The sequence below is a fragment of the Enterobacter cloacae complex sp. CDL013 genome (assembly GCF_049238805.1).
GTDB classification, from domain to species: domain Bacteria; phylum Pseudomonadota; class Gammaproteobacteria; order Enterobacterales; family Enterobacteriaceae; genus Enterobacter; species Enterobacter hormaechei_C.
Map to the genome: position 1 here is coordinate 391783 of NZ_JBMKGT010000001.1, position 16690 is coordinate 408472.

Annotated in this window: 20 protein-coding genes; 9 read left to right on the top strand and 11 right to left on the bottom strand. The window is 53.0% G+C overall.

Annotated elements, in window-relative coordinates:
- Window positions 1-60 precede the first annotated feature (60 nt).
- The gene (locus ACOTXD_RS01905; protein ID WP_061856279.1) at window positions 61-690 is read left to right on the top strand and encodes a winged helix-turn-helix transcriptional regulator; all 630 of its coding nucleotides are present in this window, start codon (window positions 61-63) and stop codon (window positions 688-690) included.
- Between the two features lie 100 nt (window positions 691-790).
- Window positions 791-1402 (top strand): outer membrane beta-barrel protein, encoded by a 612-nt coding sequence (locus ACOTXD_RS01910; RefSeq protein WP_003862873.1) that lies wholly within the window; start codon window positions 791-793, stop codon window positions 1400-1402.
- Window positions 1403-1461: 59 nt separating this feature from the next.
- Here ACOTXD_RS01910 and ACOTXD_RS01915 read toward each other — a convergent pair whose 3' ends face one another.
- A complete protein-coding gene (locus tag ACOTXD_RS01915; protein ID WP_061856278.1) occupies window positions 1462-1860 on the bottom strand; it encodes a hypothetical protein in 399 nt (132 codons plus the stop codon).
- Window positions 1861-2031: 171 nt separating this feature from the next.
- On the opposite strand from ACOTXD_RS01915, the gene ACOTXD_RS01920 reads away from it, so the two are divergent.
- Window positions 2032-4014, top strand: coding sequence for an alkyl/aryl-sulfatase (locus tag ACOTXD_RS01920; RefSeq protein WP_023314789.1), 1983 nt, complete (start codon window positions 2032-2034; stop codon window positions 4012-4014).
- 33 nt (window positions 4015-4047) lie between these two features.
- Here ACOTXD_RS01920 and ACOTXD_RS01925 read toward each other — a convergent pair whose 3' ends face one another.
- Complete coding sequence (locus tag ACOTXD_RS01925) at window positions 4048-4932, bottom strand: SDR family oxidoreductase (RefSeq protein WP_022651800.1); 885 nt, start codon at window positions 4930-4932, stop codon at window positions 4048-4050.
- Between the two features lie 61 nt (window positions 4933-4993).
- Window positions 4994-5383 carry a YdeI family stress tolerance OB fold protein gene (locus ACOTXD_RS01930; RefSeq protein WP_045332846.1) on the bottom strand — a complete coding sequence of 130 codons (390 nt, stop codon included), beginning with the start codon at window positions 5381-5383 and terminating at the stop codon, window positions 4994-4996.
- Window positions 5384-5522: 139 nt separating this feature from the next.
- Between ACOTXD_RS01930 and ACOTXD_RS01935 the strand changes: the two genes are divergently transcribed.
- Genes ACOTXD_RS01935 through ACOTXD_RS01950 form a run of 4 tightly spaced genes read left to right on the top strand, consistent with a single transcriptional unit; the run spans window position 5523 to window position 8014 of the window.
- Window positions 5523-6026: a hypothetical protein gene (locus ACOTXD_RS01935; RefSeq protein WP_045337139.1), complete on the top strand. Its 504-nt coding sequence runs from the start codon at window positions 5523-5525 to the stop codon at window positions 6024-6026.
- Between the two features lie 9 nt (window positions 6027-6035).
- Entirely contained in the window at window positions 6036-6482 is a 447-nt protein-coding gene (locus ACOTXD_RS01940) for a DUF421 domain-containing protein (RefSeq protein WP_023323704.1), read from the top strand.
- A gap of 10 nt (window positions 6483-6492) precedes the next feature.
- Complete coding sequence (locus ACOTXD_RS01945) at window positions 6493-7011, top strand: 2-oxo-tetronate isomerase (protein ID WP_023323703.1); 519 nt, start codon at window positions 6493-6495, stop codon at window positions 7009-7011.
- A gap of 16 nt (window positions 7012-7027) precedes the next feature.
- Window positions 7028-8014 (top strand): SDR family oxidoreductase, encoded by a 987-nt coding sequence (locus ACOTXD_RS01950; protein WP_061856276.1) that lies wholly within the window; start codon window positions 7028-7030, stop codon window positions 8012-8014.
- Here the strand turns inward: ACOTXD_RS01950 and ACOTXD_RS01955 are convergent, their stop codons facing one another.
- The 7 genes from ACOTXD_RS01955 to ACOTXD_RS01985 form a co-directional block, all read right to left on the bottom strand.
- Window positions 8015-9640 carry an alpha-amylase family protein gene (locus tag ACOTXD_RS01955; protein WP_023323701.1) on the bottom strand — a complete coding sequence of 542 codons (1626 nt, stop codon included), beginning with the start codon at window positions 9638-9640 and terminating at the stop codon, window positions 8015-8017. It lies immediately after the preceding gene.
- A gap of 8 nt (window positions 9641-9648) precedes the next feature.
- Window positions 9649-10659, bottom strand: a complete 1011-nt coding sequence (gene cydB / locus ACOTXD_RS01960) for a cytochrome d ubiquinol oxidase subunit II (RefSeq protein ID WP_015571779.1) — start codon at window positions 10657-10659, stop codon at window positions 9649-9651.
- Entirely contained in the window at window positions 10659-12062 is a 1404-nt protein-coding gene (locus tag ACOTXD_RS01965; RefSeq protein ID WP_003862857.1) for a cytochrome ubiquinol oxidase subunit I, read from the bottom strand. The genes cydB and ACOTXD_RS01965 overlap by 1 nt, the downstream gene beginning before the upstream one ends.
- A gap of 70 nt (window positions 12063-12132) precedes the next feature.
- The gene (locus tag ACOTXD_RS01970; protein WP_061856275.1) at window positions 12133-13005 is read right to left on the bottom strand and encodes a manganese catalase family protein; all 873 of its coding nucleotides are present in this window, start codon (window positions 13003-13005) and stop codon (window positions 12133-12135) included.
- Window positions 13006-13022: 17 nt separating this feature from the next.
- Entirely contained in the window at window positions 13023-13529 is a 507-nt protein-coding gene (locus ACOTXD_RS01975; RefSeq protein WP_003862853.1) for a ferritin-like domain-containing protein, read from the bottom strand.
- Window positions 13530-13591: 62 nt separating this feature from the next.
- Complete coding sequence (locus tag ACOTXD_RS01980; protein ID WP_003862851.1) at window positions 13592-14089, bottom strand: ferritin-like domain-containing protein; 498 nt, start codon at window positions 14087-14089, stop codon at window positions 13592-13594.
- A 90-nt stretch (window positions 14090-14179) separates the two neighbouring features.
- Window positions 14180-14368, bottom strand: coding sequence for a general stress protein (locus ACOTXD_RS01985; RefSeq protein ID WP_022651794.1), 189 nt, complete (start codon window positions 14366-14368; stop codon window positions 14180-14182).
- 453 nt (window positions 14369-14821) lie between these two features.
- On the opposite strand from ACOTXD_RS01985, the gene yjdI reads away from it, so the two are divergent.
- On the top strand, window positions 14822-15052 hold the full coding sequence (yjdI, locus tag ACOTXD_RS01990) for a 4Fe-4S mono-cluster protein YjdI (RefSeq protein ID WP_003862849.1): 231 nt from the start codon (window positions 14822-14824) through the stop codon (window positions 15050-15052).
- 10 nt (window positions 15053-15062) lie between these two features.
- On the top strand, window positions 15063-15335 hold the full coding sequence (locus tag ACOTXD_RS01995; RefSeq protein ID WP_003862848.1) for a GNAT family N-acetyltransferase: 273 nt from the start codon (window positions 15063-15065) through the stop codon (window positions 15333-15335).
- Window positions 15336-15368: 33 nt separating this feature from the next.
- Here the strand turns inward: ACOTXD_RS01995 and ACOTXD_RS02000 are convergent, their stop codons facing one another.
- Window positions 15369-16598: an amino acid permease gene (locus ACOTXD_RS02000; RefSeq protein ID WP_045337149.1), complete on the bottom strand. Its 1230-nt coding sequence runs from the start codon at window positions 16596-16598 to the stop codon at window positions 15369-15371.
- Window positions 16599-16690: the final 92 nt, after the last annotated feature.

Sequence of the window (16690 nt, forward strand, 5' to 3'; positions counted from 1 at the left end):
GCTAACCGCTTAAAATATATGGTCTATAATGGCAGATATTGAATGTCAGAAGGTTGTACCATGCATATTTTACCGCCTGTTCGACCCGAAAAATCCATCGAACGACTGACCGCCATCCTTGAGCCGATAGCGGAGAAAGTGCACGTTGTTCCGCGTAAGCGACTCACCTGGTTACGGAAGGGGAAACAGCAGATGTACCTCTTTCTGGAAGGGGAGTTATCCCTGCTGCGGGCTTCGGATGGACTGGTGGTAGTGACCGTTTACGAGCCGCATTTGTTTGGTATTGCAGAGATGATCCAGCCCACGCACGGGCATCTTCTCCGTGCGGAAAGGGAGTCGACTATTTTACGTCTCGATGCGGACAAGGCGGCTGAGTTGTTTCGCGCCGAGGGCGTCTGGGAGGATGTCGCCGCGCTGCTTTCATACCATACGGCCTATTTAATATTTCGTGATGCACAGGTACTCCAGCAGCGTACCTATTCCGTTATTCGTAATCACCTTCAGGAAATGATTTTGCTTCCGGAAGAGACGCGTCTGCGTACCACGATTCTGGAATATATTCAGGATCGTACACTGCTCTCTCGCAGCAGTATACTCAATGTATTATCCGCCCTTAAGCAGGGAGAATATATCTCCTTTAAGCGCGGCGGATACCTGCTTGAAGTCAGACATTTACCCGAATCATTCTAGCGGAAGTTTAAAATTAAACAGAAATGGAATTAACGCTGCCGTTAATTTTCTATATCGTTTGCTTTCTCAGATTTAACTTTATCAAGTAAACGGTATTTTTATGAAAAAGACAGTTATCGCATTGATTGTGGCTAATGTATTTACCGCCACTTCCGCCTTCGCCGCCGCGGATGCGGGCACCTGGTATAGCGGGGCGAAATTCGGCTGGTCTCACTATTTTGATACCAATATGGGTTCAAAAGCGTTTGAGAACACGCATTCCGATCACTTCGATTTTGACCATGATAATGTCGGCGGGGGTGTTTATACGGGTTATCAGATTACCCCATGGCTTGCGGTAGAAGGTGGTTATGATTATTTAGGCAACATGCAGATTAAAGGCCAGCATGGCGCAGGGGCGCAAATGAAGACGCAGGGCCTGCAACTGTCTCTGAAGGCCAGTTATGCCCTGACCAATGACTGGGATATTTACGGCCGTGCCGGCGCAATGGGCTATCGCGCTGAATCCGATGTAAGTGGTCACAATCGTTTTGAAACCGGTGTACGCCCGCTTGCAGCCGTGGGTACTGAATACGCCTTCAATAAAAACTGGGCGGGCCGCCTGGAGTATCAGTGGGTAAGCAACGTGGGCAATGTTAACCAGATCGGCGTGAGCAGCGATCTGAGTTCCGTCACCGCAGGGCTTAGCTATCGCTTTGGTCAGTACGACTGATGCCCGTGATATGCCCATTAATAAAAACCCGGCTGCTTAAGTTGCAGGGTTTTTTGTTTTCAGCTGGTGAATAATGGTTCAAGAACGATATGAATATTTTGCAGGCCCGTGACATTATTATCTTTCAGGTATTGCTGGTTAACCATATCTAGCTGTTCCAGCTTGGTCAGCGAGGCATAGACGCGTTGAACGGCACTGTCCGCAACAAAAATTTCTTTTGCGGTGGTGTCCTGTAGATACTGTGATTTTACGCTGCGCGTTAGGGTCTCGATCTGCTGTTTATTTTCCTGATAAAGAGACGCGATATGCGATATCTGTGCCTGCGGCGGTTTTTCCGCCGGCAACACCAGTGGAATTTGCAGATGATTAATTTTTTCAACATTGTCTGGTTGGGGAGAACTACAGGCTGTTAATGTGCTGAGGGTTAATACAGCGAAAAAGAACGGCAGGCTCTTCATCGAATCACTCCGGGGAAATAACTGGACTCAGCATTATCCCTGAAGGCCGCAGCGACGAAAGAATTAACTTATTTATTTATAAACGTTAATTTCATAGGTTAAAGATAAGCCTGGTGATAGCCTCCTTTCCCCCTATGTACCGCCAGCGTGAATATATCTCCTCGAGGAAGTATGAAATTTAAAACGCTCGTTAGTGCGATGGCCGTTGCTGGTCTGCTATTAGTTTCGTTGACCTCATTGCCTGTCCTGGCACAAAAGGAAGGGAAGGGAGCCACTGCCCATACGAAAGAGATGAATGATGCACTTTATGGTCAACTGCCCTTCTTTGATAAGACCGATTTCCGAAATGCGCACAAAGGCTTTATTGCCCCGCTGCCAGCCGCGGTGATTAAAGACGAAAAAGGCGCCGTTATCTGGAACCCCCAGAAATACGCTTTTATCAAAGAAGGGCAAAAAGCGCCGGATACCGTCAACCCGAGCCTGTGGCGTCAGGCGCAGCTGAATAATATTGGCGGTCTGTTTGAGGTCACGGAAGGCGTCTACCAGATCCGCAACCTCGATCTGTCGAATATGACGATTATAGAGGGCAAAGAGGGGATCACGGTTATTGATCCGCTGGTGTCTGCGGAAACGGCCAAAGCGGGCATGGATCTTTACGTTCAACATCGTGGCAAACGCCCGGTTGTTGCCGTTATTTATACCCATAGTCATGTCGATCATTATGGCGGCGTGCGTGGCGTGGTCGATGAAGCGGGAGTGATGACCGGCAAAGTGAAAGTCTATGCTCCAGCAGGTTTTATGGAAGAGGCGGTATCGGAAAATATCATGGCCGGAAATGCCATGAGCCGCCGTGCCAGTTATATCTACGGAAACCTGTTAAAGGCCAATGTAAAAGGTCAGATAGGGGCGGGTCTGGGGACGACCACCTCAGCGGGGACGGTCACGCTTATCGCGCCCACTCACGCCATTACCAAAGACGGGCAGAAAGAGATCATCGACGGTCTCACCTATGATTTTATGCTGGCGCCGGGGTCGGAAGCGCCGTCTGAAATGCTCTGGTATGTGGAAGAGAAAAAACTGATTGAAGCAGCAGAGAACGTCACTCACACCCTGCACAATACTTATTCGCTGCGCGGGTCGAAGATACACGATCCGCTGGCATGGTCAAAATACATCAATAACGCTCTCGATCGTTGGGGGGATAAAGCGGAAATTATTATCGCGCAGCACCACTGGCCCACATGGGGTAATAAGAAAGTGGTGAAGCTGATGAAAAGCCAGCGTGATATCTACCGCTATATCAACGACCAGACGCTCAGACTGGCGAATAAGGGGCTGACGAGGGATGAAATAGCCGCAAATTTCGCCCTGCCTTACGGACTGGCTAAATCCTGGGCAGGCCGTGGCTATTACGGCTCGGTAAGCAACAACGTCAAAGCCACCTATGTCTACTATCTTGGCTGGTTCGACGGCAATCCGGCGACGCTCGATGAACTGCCTCCGGTCGAGGCGGCGAAAAAGTATGTCGATTACATGGGCGGAGCCCGCGCGATCCTTGAAAAAGCCCGTGTCGATTATGCCCGGGGGAATTATCGCTGGGTGGCTCAGGTGGTCAGTAAAGTCGTTTATGCCGATCCGAATAATAAGGCAGCGCGCGAACTGGAAGCGGACGCGTTTGAACAGCTGGGATACCATGCGGAGTCAGGGCCGTGGCGTAACGCCTACCTCACCGGTGCGCAAGAGTTGCGTAACGGCGTGAAGATAAAGCCGACGCCCAAAACCGCCAGCCCGGATGCGGTCCGTGCCATGTCAACTGAGATGATTTTTGACTACCTCGGCGTTCACCTTAACGGCGTCAGAGCGGCGAATGCCAGAGGCATTTTTAACGTTGATTTAGGCCGCGAGGGCGGCAGGTATAAGCTGGAGCTGGAAAATGGCGTGCTGAACCATAGCGCCAACGCTCAGGCAGAAGATCCGGATGCAACCATTACGCTCAGCCGCGAAACGCTGAACAAAATCATCCTTAAGGAAACCACGCTGAAAAAGGCGCAACAGGCAGGAGAGGTGACGATCGTCGGCAACGCCGCGAAGGTGAACGAAATGCTGCGCTGCATGGAGAGCTTCGGCTTCTGGTTTCCTGTCGTCACCCCTTAAAAGTAAAAAAGGCTGCTTTCGCAGCCTTTTTCGTCAAATGACGCCGTCGCCGCCGTCTGAACACCAGACCTGCCCGGAGGTGTATGAACACTCATCCGAGGCCAGAGTGACATACAGCGGTGCGATCTCCACGGGCTGTCCCGGGCGTCCCAGAGGGGTACTCTCGCCAAAATGTTTCACTTTTTCCTGTGGCTGCCCACCGCTGGGCTGGAGCACGGTCCAGTAAGGTCCGGGCGCTACCGCGTTCACGCGGATCCCTTTCGGACCCAGCTGTTTCGCCAGCGCTTTGGTAAACACCGCGAGACAGGCTTTGGTCTGCGCATAGTCAAGCAGTACGGCGCTCGGTTTAACCGCCTGAACGGAGGAGGTGTTAATAATGGATGCAGGGGCTTTCATGTGGCGCAACGCCGCCTTTGTGATCCAGAAAGGCGCATAGACGTTGGTCTTAAAGGTCGCGTCAAAATCTTCCGTAGTCAGTTCTTCCAGCGACTCACGATACTGCTGGCGGCCTGCGTTATTCACCAGGATATCCAGCCCGCCCAGTTTTGAGACGGCCTGCTCCACCAGGTTCTGACAAAAAGTTTCGTCGCGCACATCGCCCGGAAGCGCGACGGCGTTCCGTCCTTCCGCTTTAATCAGGGCGATGACTTCCGCTGCGTCTTCTTCCTCTTCCGGCAAATAGTTAATGGCGACATCTGCCCCTTCGCGGGCATAGGCAATGGCTACCGCGCGTCCGATGCCGGAATCGCCCCCGGTAATTAGCGCCTTCTTACCGGCAAGACGTCCATGCCCTTTGTAGCTCTTCTCGCCGTGGTCGGGTACGGGTTCCATTTCTGAGGACAGGCCCGGCGGCGTCTGGGGTTGCTCCGGGAAAGGTGGCGTTGGGTAAGCGTTCGTACGTTGTTCATTATCACTCATAGCTAACTCCTTGTTAGGGGTGAGATTTGATGGATAGTTACAGCGTTAACGCTTCGCTGAATTATTTTTGCAAGTGGCTGACCCGGACTACGGGTGGGGATGATTTTTTATCGAGCGAGCCGCTAATACTGATCATGTTGTCAGGTTCCACGGTTCTGTCGTCAAATACGGCTTTCGGGATAATAACGTCGATTTTCCCGGTTTTATCCTGGAATAAGTATTTATCTCCATTGCCATCAATAAGATTGCCGCGCAGTGAAATAGAGGCGCCATCATGCATCTCTTTCGCCTGAGTAATGGTCATAATGCGCGCATCATCGGTACCACGATAACCGCTGTCCAGCGCATGCGGCGGTGGCGGCGCGTCACCCTTTTGTAACCCGCCGTTATTATCTGCCCAGGCAGTAGGGATAATTAATATTAACAAAGCTGAAATCACTGATAATTTCATCTGATATCCTTCATTTTGGATGTCTTGACTTATTAAGTATTGTTGCTATTTCTTTATGTGGCAAATGTGATAAGTCTTAAAAGCATTTTCACAGAGAAATCAAAAATTTCGGCAATTAAGCGAAACGGTGACGACTGCCATGGAACCAAAAAATGAAAAAGTGCCTGGGATAAAAGAGAGTTATCGTTTACTGACGTTTGAGTACGCATTTCGTCAGGTGGGTTTTATTGTGCTGTTAGCTATTATCGTGGCGGCAATTGCCGGGCTGTTTTCAAGCGGTGTGGTCAGTGACGTGGAGAAAACAAACGATGCAAAATCCCTGACCCTGAGCTATGAGCGCTTCGGTCGCCGCCAGACCGAATCGCGGATGGCGCTGACGTTTCCGGTGACGTCTGAGAGGAAATATACCCTCAGCCTGACCAGCGAAAGCAGCGACGCGTATGAGCCCGGCAGCGTCTGGCCACAACCGGACAGCATGTACAGCCGGGGGAATACCCTGTTTCTCGTCTACGATCGTTTACAACAGACCGATAAATTTACCGTTCTATTATTCATCACGCCGTCAAAAGCAGGGAAGTGGACAAACAGCATCCGCGTAAACAACGAGCCAGATATCCGTTTCTGGCAGTTTATTTACCCCTAGGAGTCGAATATGGACATGGTTTTTCGTGCCCTGGCAATTTACCTGTTTCTGGTCATTGTGTTTAAAGTTGCCGGGCGGCGCGCCCTGTTACAAATGACCAGTTTTGACCTTATTTTGCTCTTAATTATCAGTGAGGCGACACAGCAGGCGCTGCTTGGCGAAGATTTTTCCATCACCGGTGCGATGATTACAATAACAACGCTGGTGGTGGTGGATATTATTTTTGGCCTCCTGAAAAAATATTTTTCCACTGTTGAGAATATTCTTGATGGCACGCCGGTGATATTGGTGGAGAACGGTGTCCCCCTTGCCGATAAACTGAAAAAGGTCGATGTATCCTGTGATGATATATTGGTATCAGCCCGCCAGAATCACGGTATTACAGAATTGAAGGAGATAAAATACGCTATTCTTGAGCGTAATGGTCATATTTCTATTATTCCTGACGAAAATTAAGGGCAACGCGATGAGCAATCTTATTCACGACAGTAACAACACCATCAGCGAGCTGACGAAAAAGCTCGCCACTCAGCTTACGGACAGAGGTTTGCGGTTAACTACCGCAGAGTCCTGTACCGGCGGCAATCTCGCGGTTGCGCTTTGTGCCGAAGAGAACACGGCGGAATTTTATGACGTTGGCATGGTGGTGTTCAGCGATGCGGCGAAGGAGAGGATCCTCGGCGTGCGGCACGAAACCATTGAGCGCTTCACCGCCGTCAGTGAACAAACGGTGACCGAGATGGCCGCTAAAATTCGCGAAATTGCCGAGGCGGATATTGGCCTTGCCATCAGCGGCTATGCGGGACCGGAAGGCGGAGACGATGGCACCGCAGCCGGTACGGTCTGCTTCGGCTGGAATATTCGCGGACAGACGGAAACCCGCACCGTGCTGTTTTCCGGTGAATGTCAGGATGTGGTGGATAAAGCGGTGCGTTATTCCTTGTCTGAACTGATCGAAATACTCTCCGGCTGGGATAACGTCTGAAACAAGGGGAAAGGCTATGGCTGTCATCGTGATTACCGGCGGTACGGCGGGTGTGGGGAAGGCCACGGCGCTGCACTTTGCCAAAGCGGGCTACGATGTGGGCATCATTGCCCGCGATGAGCAGAGCCTGCGCTCCACAGAAGAGGAGTTGCGCCGTTTCGGGATCAACGCCTGTGCCGTTCAGGCCGACGTGGCGGACAGCAAGGCGGTGACCGATGCTGCTAACGAGATTGAATACCGGCTTGGGGCCATCGATGTGTGGGTGAATAACGCCATGGGCGGGATGCTGGCGCCGTTTCGCACCATGTCGCCTGAGGAGTTTCGCCGCGTCACCGAGGTGACCTATCTGGGCTATGTTAACGGTACCCGCGCCGCGCTGGAGTTAATGACCCCACGCGATCGCGGAATGATTATTCAGGTTGGCTCCGCGCTGGCCTACCGCTCCATTCCCTTGCAGTCAGCCTACTGCGGGGCGAAGGCCGCGATCCGCGGGTTTACCGACGCCGTGCGCACCGAGCTGATGCATGAAAACAGCCGGGTGCAGATCGCAATGGTACAGATGCCGGGCCTCAATACGCCGCAGTTCGAGTGGGCGAGGAATAAATTTGCCTGGGCGATGCGACCGGTTCCCCCCGTGTTTCAGCCGGAAGTGGCTGCCAGCGCGATTTTCAAGGTAGCGCAAAAACCGGTGCGGGAGCTGTGGGTGGGCAGCAGCACCGTCCAGTCGATTGTCGGGCAATTTCTTTTTCCCGGCTTTCTGGATCGGCTGATGGTTAAAAAGGCCTGGGAAGGGCAGATGACCGATACGCTAAATGCGGATGACCGTCAGGACTATCTGGATCAGCCGGTTAACGATCTGCATAAAATCCACGGGCACTTCACCGACGAAGCAAAAGAGCGCGCCACCAGCGTTACCTCCGGCATGCCGGGGAAAGTGCTGCTCGGCTCCCTCGCCGTCACGGGTGCGATCGTGGCGCGTCTTCTGCTCTCGCGGAGACGATAATCAGCGCAATGCGGTACGATCGGTCCAGAACCAGCGGTAGCCATAGCCGCTGAGGTTAAGCGCGACGGTTTTGCCGCACACCAGCGCGTCGTTGTAGCGTTTGTCCGCCAGGCAGGCGGTCCAGGTCGCATGCCGGATCCCTCTGGCGGTAAAATTAACGGGCTTATCGCTAAAGTTAACGAAGGTCAGAATGCTGCGCGTGTCGGTTTCGTAATAGATCCCCAGCACCGCATCGCTGTCGATATTAATAAGACGAAACGGCGCGACGCCGATCTCAGGGAACTCCGAGCGCGTATTGGCGATATCGATAATGCAGTGCAGGAGTGAGTTGCGGTGCAACAGCGAATCCGCCACGTTGATTTTTTGATAGCGGTACGGGCCGCGGTCAATCATCGGGGCGATAAAGGTTTCCGGGTCGGCGTCTGAGAAACCGCCGCCTTGCGATCCGGCCCACTGCATCGGGGTGCGTACGGCGTAACGCTCCTCCAGTTCCAAATCATCACCCATGCCAATCTCATCCCCGTAGCGCATGACCGGTACGCCCGGCAGCGAAAACAAGACCGCATGGCAAAAGGCCAGCCGCTTACGATCGCCATTAAGCATCGGCGCCAGACGGCGGCGGATACCTCGCTGATACACACTCATTTCTTCGTCAGGGGCAAAGGCATCAATGACGGTCTGCTTCGCTTTTTTTCCTATCCCTTCCAGATCCAGCTCATCATGATTGCGCAGCCAGTTGGCGAAGCAGCAGGAGTCAGGCGGCACAATCATCTTCTTTACCGCGTTGCGCAGCGGTCGTGCGCTTTTCTCCGCAAGGCTGACGTAGAAGTACTTATTGAGCCAGAAATTCAGCACCAGGTTGAGCCGGTCGTTCTGACCAAAATAATCTTTGTAGGCCTCGACCTCCACGTCGACTTCGCCGAGCAGGATCGCATCCGGGTTACGCTGCTCGATAAGACGGCGCAGATGCTCCAGGATCCACAGGCCGCGTTTTTCATCCCCACGTCCGGCCTGTTTTGTCAGGTGCGACGCCGCATCCAGGCGAAAGCCCGACACCCCGAGCTTTAGCCAGAAGATGATGATGTTCTCAACCTCCTTCAGCACCGCAGGGGAGGCCAGATTGAGATCCGGCTCGTGGTGATAAAACATATGCCGGTAGTATTGCCCCGCCTCGTCGTCCCATGTCCAGATACTCTTCTCCACGCCGGGGAACATCGGCGGCGTATCGTCGTCGTCCGTGTCGGACCACAGGTAATAGTCACGATAGGGTGACTGAGGGTTGCGGCGGGCCTGTTGAAACCAGGGATGCGCATCCGAGGTATGCTGGATCAGCAGCTCAATAATGACCTGCATCCCCAGCTCCCGCGCCTGTTCAATAAAGGCGATGATATCGTTGAGCTTGCCGAAGCGGGGATCGACCTGCAAATGGTCGCTCACGTCATAGCCTTCATCGAGAAAAGGCGTGAGGTAAAACGGAGTGATCCAGATAACCGTCGCGCCCATCCGGCGGATGTAGCGTAGCTTCGCGGCGATTCCGGCGATGTCGCCACAGCCATCGCCGTTCAGATCGTAAAACAGGGCAGTATCTATCTGGTAAATAATGGCGCGTGTATGCCAGCCTGCCATAGTAATCCTTAGTGATAACCTTCGGTATCAGACACTTTGCCCCGGAAGACGTAATAGCTCCAGGCGGTATAAACCAGGATCACCGGGATGATTAACAGCGTGCCGATCAGCATAAACAGCTGGCTGGCAGGCGGCGCGGCGGCTTCCCACAGGGTGATGTGCGGCGGAATTATGTGTGGCCACAGGCTGATGCCCAGGCCGCTAAAGCCGAGGAAGATCAGGCCCAGCGTTAACAGGAACGGACGGGCATGGCTGTCGGGATTACGCGTCAGCCGCCAGATCCACAGGCTGAATACCGCCACCAGAACCGGAACCGGCAGGAACCAGAAGAAGTTAGGCAGAGTAAACCAGCGCTCGGCGACAAACTGCCAGCCGAGCGGGGTCCAGATACTTACCACCGCAATGACGGCAATCAGCGCCAGCAGAACGTGGCGGGTCAGCTCGCGCATCCGGTTTTGCAGCGCGCCTTCGCTTTTCATGATCAGCCACGTGGTGGCCAGCAGGGTATAGGCGACAATTAAGCCCAGCCCGCAGAACAGGTTAAACGGGGTGAACCAGTCCAGCGAGGAGCCCACAAAGCGACGCCCTTCCACGTCAAAGCCGTTGATCATCGCGCCAACCACGATCCCCTGGCTGAAGGTTGCCAGCAGGGAACCGCCAGCAAAAGAATAGTCCCAGAATTTGCGGTGGGAAGGGGTCGCCTTAAAGCGAAACTCAAATGCCACGCCGCGGAAAATAAGCCCGATCAGCATGGCCGTCAGCGGGATGGTCAGGGCATCGATTATTACCGCGTAGGCCAGCGGAAACGCGCCGAACAACCCTGCGCCGCCGAGAACCAGCCAGGTTTCATTTCCGTCCCAGACCGGGGCGACGCTGTTTACCATCACGTCGCGCTCTTTGGCATCACCCACAAAGCTGAACAGCATGCCGATACCGAGATCGAAACCGTCCATGATAATGTACATCAGCGTGGCGAAGACAATAATGGCAAACCAGATGACCGGGATATCGACGCCCATCAGATCTTCTCCTCTTCCGGAACAGACTCGGCGGCGGACAGCGGACGGGCAGGGGTGCCCGATGTATTAGACGTTAGCGTGCCCACAGGCTGCGGACCTTTTTTAATCAACCGGGCGAGATACACATATCCCACGCCAAATACCGAACAGTAGACCACGATAAAGGCCAGCAGGCTGATGCTCATCTGCAACGTGCTGTGCAGAGACACCGCATCTATCGTGCGCAGATAGCCGTAAACGACCCACGGCTGGCGGCCCACTTCGGTGGTGACCCACCCGGCGAGCAGCGCGAGTAATCCGGCAGGCCCCATACAGAGGGCAAACCAGTGGAATGGCCGTGAGTGATAGAGTCGACGGCGATAGCGCAGCCAGACGCTCAGTACGCCAAGGGTAATCATCAGCAGCCCCATGCCGACCATAATGCGGAAGGACCAGAAGACGATGAGCGAGTTAGGGCGGTCCTCTTTCGGGAAATCCTTCAGCGCCGGGACCTGTTTATCCAGGCTGTGCGTCAGGATCAGGCTGCCGAGCGCGGGAATTTCAAGCCCGTATTTGGTGCGTTCCTCTTCCATATCCGGTACGCCAAACAACAGCAGCGGGGTGGCCTCGCCGGGCGGGTTTTCCCAGTGGCCTTCAATCGCGGCGATTTTGGCAGGCTGGTGCTCAAGCGTATTCAGCCCGTGCATATCCCCAACCACGGCCTGAATGGGCGCGACCAGCAGCGCCATCCACATGGCCATGGAGAACATCTTGCGGATCGCGGGCGTATCGTTACCGCGCAGCAGATGCCATGCCCCGGACGCGCCCACAAACAAGGCGCTGCACAGGAAGGCGGCGATGGACATATGGATCAGGCGGTAAGGGAATGAGGGGTTAAAGATAATGGCCAGCCAGTCTTCGGGAATGACCTGACCGTTCTGAATACTGAAGCCCTGCGGGGTGTGCATCCAGCTGTTAGACGCGAGGATCCAGAAGGTGGACATCAGCGTGCCCAGCGCCACCATGCAGGTGGCAAAGAAGTGCAGGCCGGGGCCAACCTTGTTCCAGCCGAACAGCATCACGCCTAAGAAACCGGCTTCCAGGAAGAAGGCGGTTAAGACTTCATAGGTGAGCAAAGGGCCGGTTATGCTGCCCGCGAACTGGGAAAAGCCGCTCCAGTTAGTCCCAAACTGGTAAGCCATCACCAGCCCGGAAACCACGCCCATACCAAAGTTGACGGCGAAAATTTTTAGCCAGAAATGGTATAGCGAGCGCCAGACATCATTTTTTGTGCGAAGCCACATGCCTTCGAGAACCACCAGATAGCTCGCAAGCCCGATGGTGATCGCCGGGAAGAGAATATGAAAAGAGACGGTAAAGGCGAACTGTATCCTGGCCAGATGAAACGCATCAAGCTCGAACATGCTCCGTACCTCTGGAACTGATAGCGCACAAGGCATTGCCAGACAGCCTCAGGCTGCCTGGCAAAACCGGTTACGGTTTTTTCTTACCTGCGCCAAGCTCGGCACCGGTAAGCGGATCGGCGTTAGGGTCGGATTTCGTACGTGCGCACATCGCTTTGACCAGCGTTTCCTGCTCTGTCGTGAGCGTTACGCTTGCGCCGCCGTCACCGCCATCGACCGCTGGCTGAGGAGATTCCACGTAGTCGAAGTGCTTATCGCTGTTCCAGCTGCCGCGAACTTCTCCCCCCTCAGACATATTGTAGTACTTGTTGGTGTACTCTTCGATTGGTGGCAATTTACCCGGTGGGAAATTGTTACGGATCGACTGGAGCGCCTTCTCAAACGAGAGCTGGTGTGCTGCCTCACGCGTCATTAAAAACGCCAGCGCATCTTTAACACCCGGATCGTCCGTTACGTTAATAAGCCGTTCGTAGATAATTTTGGCGCGCGCCTCGGCCGCAATGTTAGAGCGCAGATCGGCGGTGGGCTCGCCAATAGTATCCACATACGCCGCCGTCCATGGTACGCCCCCGGAGTTGGTCAGTGGAGTACCACCGCCGTAGAGCAGGGAGGTGATATGACTGTCGTTGCCGTTCTCGGTCATGGAGCGGTACAATTCCGCTTCATTTTCAGCGCCTTCCGCCAGTTCACCTTTCGCACCCTTATTCAGCATACCCACCAGGGTGCCGATGATTTCCAGGTGACTTAATTCCTCGGTCGCGATATCCATCAGCATATCTTTATGACCGGGATCGTCGTCGCTCAATCCTTGCGTAAAGTAACGACATGCCGCGGCAAGTTCGCCCTGTGGCCCGCCAAACTGCTCAAGCAGAAGATTGGCCAGGCCCGGATTCGGTTCGGCTACGCGTACCGTGTATTGCAGCTGTTTTACGTGTCGAAACATAGTTTCTCCCTCTTTCGTTATTTTTTCGCTTCAACACCGTCCGCATCGGAGCGCAGCAGGAACTGTTCCGTCGTCTGTGGAATATGCTGGAGCAGCCAGTCAGCCATCTGGCGCTCTTCTTCCAGAATGGACTCAATGGCAGGAATGGAGGCGGTATCGCCCGCTTGTTTGGCCGCAGCCAGCAGAGAGGTGTAGCAGGCAATTTCAAACTGCTCAAAAACGTAGCCGCTGATGGAGCCTTTAACAATTTCGTCGGAAGGGAACATGCCGCCAATGGACTGGCCGAGCGCCGCCATTTTGCTCATGGAATCTTTTATGACCGAACGGGAAATATCATTGCGGTCGAGAATTTCTTCCAGCACGGTAATTTGGTGTTTAGTCTCATTAACGTGTTGTTCAATTCGTGCACGTAAGTCGGGATAATTATCAATACGGCTGGCCATAGATTCCAGCATGGATTCGGCTTGCTTTTCCATCGCATGGGCATCGCGTAGCCAATCATGGTAGTGTTCTACATGATTCATAATTAACTCCTGTGATTTATTATCTGGTTAATTTTTGTTGCTGATGCTCATCAAATTAATATTTATCCTTTCTGGGCTTTTTGATTAATATTGCCGACAGCCAGATCGGTTAATTTGAGATCGGTTTCTTTTTCTTCTTCCAGCGTTTCGGCAAGAAGTTTAACGGCTTTTTTATAGCCTAATTGTTCAGCCAGGGTGGCCAGGGTGCCGTAGCTGGCAATCTCGTAATGCTCGACTTTTTGTGCTGCGGCAATTAATGCAGCGTCACGCACTTCATTTTTCTCAGTGCTCTCAATAACTTCGTTGGCTTCTTCAATTAAGCCTTCCATCGCAACGCATTTCATGCGTTTCAGTTTGAGCCCGGATTCCTGCTCAATAATCTGATCGATACGCTCGATTTGTCCCTGAGTCTCTTCTAGGTGGGCCGTGAACGCGGCACTCAACTTCTCGCTGGATGCGGCGCGAGCTAACTTGCTTAGAGCGCGGGTCAGCTGCTTCTCAGCGCTGTAGGTGTCGGATAACAGGTGAATAAATACATCTTCAACAGTTTTCATATTCATATTTTCGCTCCAGTGAAATAAAGGGAAGGTACTGCGAGCCGACGGGCCCGCAGCATGCTCTCGGTATATTTATAAGAGCTTTAAATAAGATCAGGAGTTATCAGATTTACGGCCTCCGCCGTGACTGTTCTGGCCCCCTTTCTTACCCGCTTCAGATGCGCGTTGCGGATCGTTTTTGAAATTACCGCCGCTGTGCTGGCCGCCTTTACGTCCAGCTTCTGATGCCTTTTCACGGTCTTCAGCGAAATTACCGGAACCACCACGATGTTGCTCTGCCATATATCAACCCTCATGTTGCGTTTATGTCAGGAGATACGATAAGTAATTCGTATCAGTTGTCGTTCAGGAATTAACATTAGTCGTTATGTGAGAAGAGTCAAATTTCATGTCTGGGTTGTTTTGCGGTAATTTTGCAGGTGTTCAGGAAATACCGCTTCGTTACGAACTTTAAAAACGGACGGTAAATCCACTGGTTAGGGAGAAATAAATCTGGATGTTGGGAGTTCGCTTAGCTAATAATCCTAATGTGAACGTGGCGTGAATTATTACAAGAGTTGACACAACGCAAAAATATATCGTCGCAACGGGTGCTTCTGTATTCGGAATAATCTTAAGTGCCTGGCGAAATAACGTGTTGAAAAGAGGGTGGCCAAACCTCGTTTTTGACGTGGTCAGGCGGATCGGCTGAGGGTATGCTTCTTTTGTCACCACAATAATTACAGAGGCAATATCATGGATCAGGAGCTACTGGATGCGGGGTACCGGGCCTACACCGGTGAGAAAATTGATGTTTACTTCAACACCGGGATCTGCAAACACTCGGGCAACTGCGTGCGCGGCAGCGCGGCGCTGTTCGACCTGAAGCGTAAACCATGGATCGCGCCGGATGAAGTAGATGCAGAAACGGTTGTGCGCGTAATTGATACCTGCCCGAGCGGTGCGCTGAAGTACCGCCAAAAATAAGTGAGGAACCATGGAAATTCTTGAAGGCCATAACAAGTTTTACGTCAACGACGCCGAAGGCAATCAGGTAGCGGAGATTGTCTTTGTCCCGACCGGCGAGCATCTGAGCATCATTGAGCACACCGATGTGGATCCAAGCCTGAAAGGGCAGGGTGTGGGTAAGCAGCTGGTGGCGAAGGTGGTAGAGAAGATGCGCGGGGAGAACCGTAAAATTATCCCGCTGTGTCCGTTTGCGAAGCATGAGTTTGATAATACGCGGGAGTATGACGATATTCGGGCGTAAAACAGATGCCCGGCATTGCGCCGGGCAGCATACTCAACCGACAAACATCACCGACACACACAGCACACCTACAACCAGCGTCAGCAGGTTACCGATGGAGCGGTACGGTTTTAACGACGGGATCAGGTACGTCGACAGCGTCGGCATGATGAACAGGATCATGGCGATAAGCGGACCGCTGATGGCGTAAATCATCGAGATCGCATTCGGGTTGATGCAGCAGACCGCAAAGGTAATCAGCGACACGCCGAGAATCGAAACCGCGCGGTTAAAAGCGCGACTTTTTTTCACACCCACCTGATTCAGAGACGATTTCACAATTTCCGTTGCACCTTCAATCACGCCAAAATAGGTGCCGAGGAACGATTTCGACATCGCAATAATCGCCACGATAATGCCGGAAATGCCCAGCCATGCCGGGGACGAAGGCATCATCGACAGCGCGGACAGGATCGTCACCCCTTCCTCTTTTGCCGCCACGATATACGACGGTGGAATCGAAAGCAGGCAACTGAACACAAAGAACAGCACGCTGAGGCAGATGATCAGATACGCCACTTTCATGATTTTTTTGCATTTACCCATCGCCTCTTCACCGTATTTCTCGCGACGGTCCACGGCGAAAGTCGAGATGATCGGAGTATGGCTAAAAGCGAAAACCATCACCGGGATCGAAATCCACACCTGGTGCAACGTATGCTGGTCGAAGGCCATCTGGCTCGTCAGAAGCGACGGCTGCCAGCTGCCCGTCAGATACAGCGAGACAAACAGGAAATAGGCGATCAGCGGAAAAACAAGGAAACCCATCACCTTAATGGTGATGTGCCGCCCCATCAGGAAGATCAGATTCAGAATCAGCACCACGCCAAAACTCACCAGCATCCGCATGCCGGTATCCACCGTCATCCGTTTCGCCAGCTGTTCAGTGAGTGAGTTAGTTATCGCCACCGCGTAAATCAGAACCACCACAAAGAAAGCCACAAAATAGAGCGTGGTAATGAGGTTGCCGATCTTTTTGCCGTAGTAATGGGAAACGGCACCAGTGATCCCTTCGTTGCCTTTCGTCTTCGACGACAGAATAAATTGCGCCAGCGCTTTATGCGGCCAGTAGGTTAAGGGATACGCCACAAGGGCGGTGATCAGCAGGACAATCGCGCCAGCAGAGCCGAGCTGAATGGGCAAGAACAGGGTTCCTGCGCCCACGGCAGTGCCGTAGAGGGCGAAACTCCAGAGAGTCTCTTCTTTTGACCAAATTTTCGACATTAGAGCAACGTATCAACTATAAAACGAACAAAAAGGAGTGCAATTTACCATAATTATGCGTTGAGGTCGCCGTTGCTTCGCAGGGGGGGCCG

Bases quoted from the DNA above. Each gene is read 5' to 3' on its own strand.
- ACOTXD_RS02000 (WP_045337149.1), bottom strand. From the start codon at position 16,598: ATGTCGAAAATTTGGTCAAAAGAAGAGACTCTCTGGAGTTTCGCCCTC.
- ACOTXD_RS01955 (WP_023323701.1), bottom strand. From the start codon at position 9,640: ATGGCAGGCTGGCATACACGCGCCATTATTTACCAGATAGATACTGCC.
- ACOTXD_RS01950 (WP_061856276.1), top strand. From the start codon at position 7,028: ATGGCTGTCATCGTGATTACCGGCGGTACGGCGGGTGTGGGGAAGGCC.
- ACOTXD_RS01940 (WP_023323704.1), top strand. From the start codon at position 6,036: ATGGACATGGTTTTTCGTGCCCTGGCAATTTACCTGTTTCTGGTCATT.
- ACOTXD_RS01945 (WP_023323703.1), top strand. From the start codon at position 6,493: ATGAGCAATCTTATTCACGACAGTAACAACACCATCAGCGAGCTGACG.
- ACOTXD_RS01920 (WP_023314789.1), top strand. From the start codon at position 2,032: ATGAAATTTAAAACGCTCGTTAGTGCGATGGCCGTTGCTGGTCTGCTA.
- ACOTXD_RS01980 (WP_003862851.1), bottom strand. From the start codon at position 14,089: ATGAATATGAAAACTGTTGAAGATGTATTTATTCACCTGTTATCCGAC.
- ACOTXD_RS01935 (WP_045337139.1), top strand. From the start codon at position 5,523: ATGGAACCAAAAAATGAAAAAGTGCCTGGGATAAAAGAGAGTTATCGT.
- ACOTXD_RS01975 (WP_003862853.1), bottom strand. From the start codon at position 13,529: ATGAATCATGTAGAACACTACCATGATTGGCTACGCGATGCCCATGCG.
- cydB (WP_015571779.1), bottom strand. From the start codon at position 10,659: ATGGGCGTCGATATCCCGGTCATCTGGTTTGCCATTATTGTCTTCGCC.
- ACOTXD_RS01985 (WP_022651794.1), bottom strand. From the start codon at position 14,368: ATGGCAGAGCAACATCGTGGTGGTTCCGGTAATTTCGCTGAAGACCGT.
- ACOTXD_RS01925 (WP_022651800.1), bottom strand. From the start codon at position 4,932: ATGAGTGATAATGAACAACGTACGAACGCTTACCCAACGCCACCTTTC.
- ACOTXD_RS01910 (WP_003862873.1), top strand. From the start codon at position 791: ATGAAAAAGACAGTTATCGCATTGATTGTGGCTAATGTATTTACCGCC.
- yjdI (WP_003862849.1), top strand. From the start codon at position 14,822: ATGGATCAGGAGCTACTGGATGCGGGGTACCGGGCCTACACCGGTGAG.
- ACOTXD_RS01915 (WP_061856278.1), bottom strand. From the start codon at position 1,860: ATGAAGAGCCTGCCGTTCTTTTTCGCTGTATTAACCCTCAGCACATTA.
- ACOTXD_RS01930 (WP_045332846.1), bottom strand. From the start codon at position 5,383: ATGAAATTATCAGTGATTTCAGCTTTGTTAATATTAATTATCCCTACT.
- ACOTXD_RS01995 (WP_003862848.1), top strand. From the start codon at position 15,063: ATGGAAATTCTTGAAGGCCATAACAAGTTTTACGTCAACGACGCCGAA.
- ACOTXD_RS01965 (WP_003862857.1), bottom strand. From the start codon at position 12,062: ATGTTCGAGCTTGATGCGTTTCATCTGGCCAGGATACAGTTCGCCTTT.
- ACOTXD_RS01905 (WP_061856279.1), top strand. From the start codon at position 61: ATGCATATTTTACCGCCTGTTCGACCCGAAAAATCCATCGAACGACTG.
- ACOTXD_RS01970 (WP_061856275.1), bottom strand. From the start codon at position 13,005: ATGTTTCGACACGTAAAACAGCTGCAATACACGGTACGCGTAGCCGAA.